Raw genomic sequence first — 7,268 nt, 5'->3', positions numbered from 1 at the left:
TTGGTAGGACCGAATTCATTCGGGAAGAGGCCGATAGGGTCGACATACCTTTACAGTCAGCAGTACCGCATTCCTGTAGGACCCCAGACAAACCCCGACACATTCATCACGATCAACGGCCCTCAAGAACCCTTCTTCCAAGCCGATGCGCAGACAACTGCGTTTCGAGCCCCTTGCCCGTAACGCTAAAAACAGGGAAGTCAATATTTTCGGTTTGCGCCGCGCCGCAAACCCTCCCCCCGAGGTACTCGTTTTATGGGTAAATCCCTTCGACTCCAGATTCTGGGAATGCTGGGCGGCAGTTTGGTGCTGGTGCTGTTGATCGCGCTGGCTTGTTTCCAGTTTCTTTCCAGCAATGTGCAGGCCTATCGCGGCTTGCTCGAAGGCCCTGTGCGTGCGTCGCAGTTGGTGGACGAAGCCAATCTGGAATTCAAAACTCAGGTGCAGGAATGGAAAAACGTCCTCTTGCGCGGCAAGTTGCCAGCGGATCGCGACAAGTTCTGGGGGCAGTTCGAGGCGCAGGAGCGTCTGGTTCAGAGCGCGCTCGGGAAGCTGGAGCGTGTGCAGGGTGTGCCGGCGTCGACGTTGGCCCAGGTGCAAAAACTGATGGAAGAACACAAGACTCTGGGGGCGGCTTATCGCAAGGGGCGTGATGCCTTCATTGCGGCGGGCGGTGATCCGGTCGCCGGTGACCTTGCGGTAAAAGGCGTTGACCGTGCAGCCAGCGAGCAGATGAGTCAACTGGTGGACACCCTGCGCAAGAACAGTGGCGAGCAATCGGTGCTGATCAGCAACGCAGCTGACCGGACGATATTGTTCGGTGCCCTGATCATGCTCGCGTCTGCGGTTTTGGTGGGCGTGCTGACCTGGTGGTTGGTCAATCGCAACCTTATCGCGCCAATCCGGATGCTTATCGACTACGTGTCGCAGTTAAGCCATGGCAAGTTTGCCGAGCGGGTCAACATCACTCGTCAGGATGAGCTGGGACATCTGGCTGTGGCGGCGAATATTCTGCGGGACTTCCTGGCGGATACATTCAATCGCCTCAAGCGCAGCACGACCGATCTGGACACGGCCGGCAACGAGTTGAAGTCCATCGCCACGCTCATGGCGCAAGGCACTCACGAGCAGTTCGAGCGTACAGACCAGGTGGCTACGGCCATGACGGAAATGTCGGCGACGGCGCAGGAAGTTGCAAGGCATGCCGCTCAGGCTGCCAGGGCGGCAGATGATGCGGATCATCATGCCCGGGAAGGCGACAAGGTCATGCAATCGACCATGACCACCATCAATCTGATGCGCAGCGAAATCGGCAACACCGCCAATGTGATTCAGCGACTGGAGACCGACAGTGTGCGCATCGGCAAGGTGCTCGAAGTGATCCGTGGCATCGCTGATCAGACCAATCTGCTGGCGTTGAACGCGGCCATTGAGGCTGCGCGAGCCGGTGAGGCCGGGCGTGGTTTCGCGGTGGTTGCAGACGAGGTCCGTACACTTGCACAGCGCACCGCCGTGTCTACCGCCGAGATCAACCAGATCATCGACTCGGTGCAGACCGGTGCCAGTGACGCGGTTATTGCGATTCAGGGCGGTCAGACCCGCAGCGAGGAAAGTGTCGAGCAGGTGAGCAATGCCAGTGCCACCCTGCACCGCATTACCACGGCGGTGGAGGCGATTCGCGACATGAACCGGCAAATCGCCACGGCTGCTGAGGAGCAGACTTCAGTGGCTGAGGACATCTCGCGCAATCTCACTGAAATTACCGCCATTGCCAGCACCAATCAGGACAACGTCAAACGTACCCAGGCTGCCAGTCATGAGCTGCACGGGCTGTCTGTAGGCTTGAACGACGTTATTTCGCGATTGAGTGCCTGACATCGCTCCCGACTTGTATTACATCGCCCGCACCGGCACCATTCAGGGCATTCGGCCGGTCGGGCCTTGGCATTACGATGGACAGTAGCGGGCGATGAGCAGCGATTTTAAGGAGTGGCCGGAGGACAGCGAACCGCTGGAATTCCCGGCAAAAGATACCGCTGAGCGTTTGCAACTTGCGCTGGATGCCGACGCCATCGTCGGCACCTGGGTGTGGCATGTGCAGGATAACCATGTCATCGGTGACGAGCGCTATGCTGCTGCATTTGGCCTGACGCCACGGGAGGCCGTGGAGGGCCTGCCGCTGGAGAAGGTCACGGCCTCGATTCATCCTGATGACCGGGCGCGTGTCGAAAGCGAAATCGGCATAACCTTGCTGCGCGGTGGCGCATTCAGGTGCGAATATCGCGTGCTGCATCGTGATGGCAGTTATCGCTGGCTCGAAGCCAAAGGCCGTGTCGAGTTTGATCAGGACGGCGAGCCCACCCGTTTTCTCGGCGTGCTCATGGATATCGAGTCGCGCCGCGCAGCTGAAGTTGAGCGCGACCGCATTACGTCTCTGCTGCGCACCTTCACCGCAGCAGTTCCCGGCGTTGTGTACGCCAAGGATCGCCAGGGACGCATGCTGGTTGCCAATCACGGCACCACGCAATTGATCGGTAAACCACCCGAGTTTTACATCGGCAAGACCGACCTCGAGTATCTCGAGGACAAGGACCAGGCTCGAGTGATCATGGCCACCGACCAGCGCATCATGAACGGCGGCGTATCAGAGCAGGTTGAAGAGCAGGTCAGGCTGGCGGACGGCTCGGCTGCGACCTGGTTGTCGGTCAAGGCACCGCTGTTCAGCGACGACGGGGAAGTCATTGGCCTGATCGGCTCGTCCATTGATGTTACGGCACGGAAGCAGGCTGAAGCGGCGGTTCAGGACCTCAATCTGACCCTCGAACAACGCATCCGTGAAGCCATCAGCGAGCGCGAGGTGGTTGAAGAAGCATTGCGCCAGTCACAAAAAATGGAAGCCGTCGGGCAGCTCACCGGTGGCATCGCCCATGACTTCAACAACTTGCTGGCAGGTATTTCCGGCAGTCTCGAATTAATGCAGATGCGCCTTGGGCAAGGCCGGGTCGCGGATGTTGATCGTTATCTGGTGGTTGCTCAGGGAGCGGTGCAGCGGGCGGCGGCGCTGACCCATCGCCTGCTGGCGTTTTCGCGCCGCCAGACCCTTGCGCCGATCCCCACCAATGTCAATGCCTTGATCAAGGGGATGGAGGAGTTGATCCGCCGTACCGTAGGTCCTTCCGTTGATATTCAGGTCCGTGCTGCCGCAGACCTCTGGACGGCTCTGATCGATCCTGCCCAGCTGGAAAATTCTCTGCTCAACCTGTGTATCAATGCCCGGGATGCCATGCCCCATGGCGGCAGCATTCTGATCGAGACGCGCAATGAAGTTCTGGATGAGAACAGCGATCTCGATCCTGAAGTGCGTGGTGGCGAGTACCTGAGTATTCGCGTGACTGACAGCGGCTGTGGCATGACGGCAGAGGTGGCGGCCAAAGCATTCGAGCCGTTCTTTACCACCAAGCCGGTGGGTGAGGGTACCGGGCTGGGATTGTCGATGATCTATGGTTTCGCCCGGCAATCCGGAGGTCAGATCCGGATTCGCTCCGAGGTCGATCAGGGCACGATGGTGTGTCTGCAGTTGCCACGTCATGAGCGGGAAATAGAGGCTCCGGAGTTTCCGGTGCCGGTCAGTAGCGGCGCATTGGCGGGGCAGGGTGAGACTGTTCTGGTGGTCGATGACGAGTCTTCGGTACGCATGCTGGTCACCGAAGTTCTGAGCAGTCTGGGCTATGTGGCCATTGAGGCCGCTGACAGTCTGGCCGGGCTGCGCATTCTGCAATCGGACGTAAGAATCGATCTGTTGGTGACCGATGTCGGCCTGCCAGGCGGTATTAATGGGCGGCAGATGGCTGACGCGGGTCGGGAGCGTCGGCCAGGCCTGCCGGTGTTGTTCATTACCGGTTATGCAGAAACCACAGTGCTCGACAAATGCCACCTTGAGCCGTTGACCGATGTGCTCACCAAACCCTTCGCGCTGGAGGCGCTGGCTTCCAGAATCAGGGAATTGATCAAGGCTGTTTGATTGATGGGGCTGTGCGCGAGTGTTTGAAGTTTCCAGCTACGTGGGTTTGTTCATGGCCGCATTCGGTGCGGCGACACTATTGCCGATGCAGTCCGAAGCGGTGCTGGTGGGCATGCTGCTGTCCGGGCACTACGTCGTTGCGACGTTATTGTTGGTCGTGACGGTGGGCAATGTGCTGGGTTCGCTGGTCAACTGGCTGCTGGGCCGTTCGGTCGAGCGGTTTCGCCACAAACGCTGGTTTCCGGTCAGCGAGGCTCAGTTGGAGAAAGCGCAAAGATTCTATCTGCGTTACGGACGCTGGTCGCTGCTGTTGAGCTGGGTGCCAATCATCGGTGACCCGCTGACCATGGTGGCTGGCGTGATGCGTGAGCCCCTGTGGAGTTTTCTGTTGATCGTGACCTTGGCCAAAGGTGCGCGGTATTTGCTTCTGACAGCGATGACTCTGGGATGGGCGTGATGAACAACGCACTATGCGCTATGATATCAATGAGCCATACTTCGTGACTGGTCTTCCCATTCCCGCTATTTAGCGTAGAGAGCTGTTTTATGAAGCTACTTGCCGTTGTGATCGTCGCACTCCTGTCCATGGCCTCCGTAACCGCGCTGGCGCACAGCGGCGGCACCGACTCCAAAGGTTGCCATCGCAATCACAAGACGGGCGATTATCACTGCCACTGAGTACCTTGATCTCGTGGGACAACGCCTGGTCGGTCCCACGCCGTTAAGTACGGTGATGTGTCACTGCGCGCCGAACACCCCCGTCCAGTAAATCCCGGCATCACTCTTGGGGTCTACCGCGTAGGCGGCGCCCAGTTCGTGGAATGCCGGGTTCATGAGGTTGGCGCAATGACCAGGGCTTGCCAGCCAGCCATCCACGACCTTGCGCACGTTGCCCTGTCCGGCGGCGATGTTTTCGCCGATTTGGCGGCCTGAGTAACCGGCCAGTTCCGCCCGGTCACCCGGCATGCGGCCGTCACGGTCCATGTGGTCGAAGAAGTTATTGTTGGCCATGCCCCGGCTGTGGTTTTCTGCGGCCAATGCCAGAGCAGGGTTCCAGGTCAGCGGTGTAGTCGCGGCCAGGGCCTGTGTGCCGCACTGTTGCGGCTGAGCCCTTGCCGAATTGATCAGTGCCAGTAACTTCTGGCCTTCCGCCTGCCAGTCGCCAAGACGGGCAGTGAGCAGTGGGCGGGCCAGTACTATTCGCCAGTCACGACCTTCGCGGCTGACGCCGATATCGACAAACTGCGGGTCGAGCACCACCCTGCAAAAGCTTTCCTGAATCGTACTCATGGCAGATTGCGCATCACGAGGACCGGACAGGCTGATCGCTTGTACGTTGACCATCGGGTACGTCGCGCGGGCCATGGCCTGTTGCAGGTCCACCGGGCTGGTAGCGGACAGCACCAGTCGGGTATCGACGTTCAGAGGTGGCAACTCTTGTGAAACCTGATCGCCGCAACGTTGTGACTGATTGCGGAAGCTGTTGATTGAATCGACCAGTTGTGACTCTTCGGACGCCACGGCGGTGGCGGTGAATACCAATCCCAGTGACAAGGTGGCAAAACGCAAAAAAGATAAAGTAACGCGCATTAATGTCTCCTTGAACTGACCGCGCCCATAATGCGCGATTTTGCGCTGTGCTGCGAAATGCCATTTATCGAAGCAATATTGAGGGTGAAGAGCGCTGTCAGTTCAGTCCCGCTGGCTCCCAAGGGTCAAAAATTAGCTTTAAGGGCGTCCAGTCCGCCTTGATAGACCTCCAGGAACAGTGCTTCGGCCTCTGCATCAGAAATCCCGTCGGGGGTGAAACTGCCGGACCAGGTGACGACTGTCTCTTGATCCCCGTGGCCAGCAACCTGCACCGTAGCGAGGTAGTTAGTCACCGGGAATGGGCCTTTCACGATCGAATAGCTGTAAGTGCGGTTGGCTTCATCGAAGGTTTGCAGCTTTTCGACAATTACGGCGCCGTCAGTTGTGGTCAGCGTTCGCACCCGCCCACCTTCGGAGGCTTCACTGCTGGCAATGAATGGCAGCCAGTCCGGCAGAGACAGAAAACCGCCGATCAATTGCCAGACTTTATCGGCAGAGACGGGTACGCGAATGCTTGCAGAGGCTGTTGCCATGGTCATTGCTCCAAGAATGAATGAGGGGATAGTAAACGCAATTGCAGCGTGACTGACACTCTGGCGGTGAATCGACCCGTGGAGTCCGAAAGACTGCAGCGCCTGAAATCGCTGACAGGTGGGGTGGATCGGTCCGGCGAAGGCTGTCTACCGCTGTCAGTTGGCGCGCAGGCACGCCGCAGTTTAACCTTGTGCGAAATTTCAGAGCTGTCGCCTATGTCGTTTTCGCTCATCATTAACGGTTTGCCGACTACCTCCGGGCAGTCTCATGCGGCTGCGCCTGAAGTGATAGCCCCCTGGTGGAGCTTCACCAAAACCGTACTGGCCTCTGCCGCGCTGACGCTGGTTCGCGACGGTCAGGTCGGTCTGGACGATCAGGTTCCCGAAGGCCCTTTCACCCTGCGCCAATTGCTGCGTCATCAAGCCGGGCTGGCCGACTACAGCGAGCTGGCCGACTACCACGCTGCGGTGGCGAGCGGTGAACCGTCCTGGCCTGCCGACGAGATGCTCCAGCGGCTGGATGCCACTCGTTTGCGGTACGCGCCTGGGGAGGGCTGGCGTTATTCGAACGTCGGCTATCTGTTCGTCTCCCGCTTGATCGAAAGGCTTTCCGGTCTCCCGCTTGAAGAAGCGCTCGCTCAGCGCGTGCTGTCTCCTTTGGGCGTTACGCGGACGCGTGTTGCGAGGGCGGGTGAAAATCTGCAAGGCGTATGCGCAGGCATCGCGCCTGGCTACGATCCGGGCTGGGTCTATCACCGTGTACTGATCGGCCCGATGGCGGAGGCGGCACTCTTTCTGGATCGCCTGCTGGCTGGCAAGCTTCTGCCGCGAGGGCTGCTGGAGGAGATGCAAACAGCCCTTGTTCTGGGCGGTCCGATAGCGGGGCGCCCGTGGCTTTCCCCGGGATATGCGTTGGGATTGATGCAGGGTGGTGTCGCAGGCGGCCTGACCTTGGCCGGGCATACCGGCGTTGGGCCGGGCAGCGTCGTGGCCGTGTACCGTGGCATTCACGGTGGGGCCACTGCAACGTGCGCGGTTTTTCACGAAGGTGCGGCCGAGGCCGTGGTCGAAACGGAAATGGTAAGGCGGGTCACCTCAGCGCTGGGTGTGACAACGTCCTGACA

General features: G+C 59.3%; 7 protein-coding genes. 5 read left to right on the top strand and 2 right to left on the bottom strand.

Features of this window, described 5'->3' with window-relative positions:
• Positions 1–255: 255 nt before the first annotated feature.
• The 4 genes from AUC61_RS22180 to AUC61_RS22165 all read left to right on the top strand — a co-directional run bounded on the left by AUC61_RS22180 (position 256) and on the right by AUC61_RS22165 (position 4,699).
• Positions 256–1,875, top strand: coding sequence for a methyl-accepting chemotaxis protein (locus AUC61_RS22180; protein ID WP_243248335.1), 1,620 nt, complete (start codon positions 256–258; stop codon positions 1,873–1,875).
• Positions 1,876–1,969: 94 nt separating this feature from the next.
• The gene (locus AUC61_RS22175; protein ID WP_243248334.1) at positions 1,970–4,021 is read left to right on the top strand and encodes a hybrid sensor histidine kinase/response regulator; all 2,052 of its coding nucleotides are present in this window, start codon (positions 1,970–1,972) and stop codon (positions 4,019–4,021) included.
• A 19-nt stretch (positions 4,022–4,040) separates the two neighbouring features.
• On the top strand, positions 4,041–4,478 hold the full coding sequence (locus AUC61_RS22170) for a YqaA family protein (protein WP_243248333.1): 438 nt from the start codon (positions 4,041–4,043) through the stop codon (positions 4,476–4,478).
• Positions 4,479–4,567: 89 nt separating this feature from the next.
• Positions 4,568–4,699 carry a YHYH domain-containing protein gene (locus AUC61_RS22165; protein ID WP_122664759.1) on the top strand — a complete coding sequence of 44 codons (132 nt, stop codon included), beginning with the start codon at positions 4,568–4,570 and terminating at the stop codon, positions 4,697–4,699.
• Positions 4,700–4,759: 60 nt separating this feature from the next.
• Here AUC61_RS22165 and AUC61_RS22160 read toward each other — a convergent pair whose 3' ends face one another.
• Together AUC61_RS22160 and AUC61_RS22155 are read right to left on the bottom strand one after the other, a co-directional pair.
• On the bottom strand, positions 4,760–5,611 hold the full coding sequence (locus AUC61_RS22160; protein ID WP_243248332.1) for a CAP domain-containing protein: 852 nt from the start codon (positions 5,609–5,611) through the stop codon (positions 4,760–4,762).
• A gap of 125 nt (positions 5,612–5,736) precedes the next feature.
• A complete protein-coding gene (locus tag AUC61_RS22155) occupies positions 5,737–6,144 on the bottom strand; it encodes an SRPBCC family protein (protein WP_243248331.1) in 408 nt (135 codons plus the stop codon).
• A gap of 216 nt (positions 6,145–6,360) precedes the next feature.
• On the opposite strand from AUC61_RS22155, the gene AUC61_RS22150 reads away from it, so the two are divergent.
• Entirely contained in the window at positions 6,361–7,266 is a 906-nt protein-coding gene (locus AUC61_RS22150; protein WP_243248330.1) for a serine hydrolase domain-containing protein, read from the top strand.
• The last annotated feature ends 2 nt before the right edge of the window (positions 7,267–7,268 follow it).

This window comes from Pseudomonas maioricensis, assembly GCF_022790535.1.
Lineage (GTDB): Bacteria > Pseudomonadota > Gammaproteobacteria > Pseudomonadales > Pseudomonadaceae > Aquipseudomonas > Aquipseudomonas maioricensis.
Note: the sequence above shows the minus strand (reverse complement) of the source record. Positions and strands in the feature narration are given on the sequence as shown.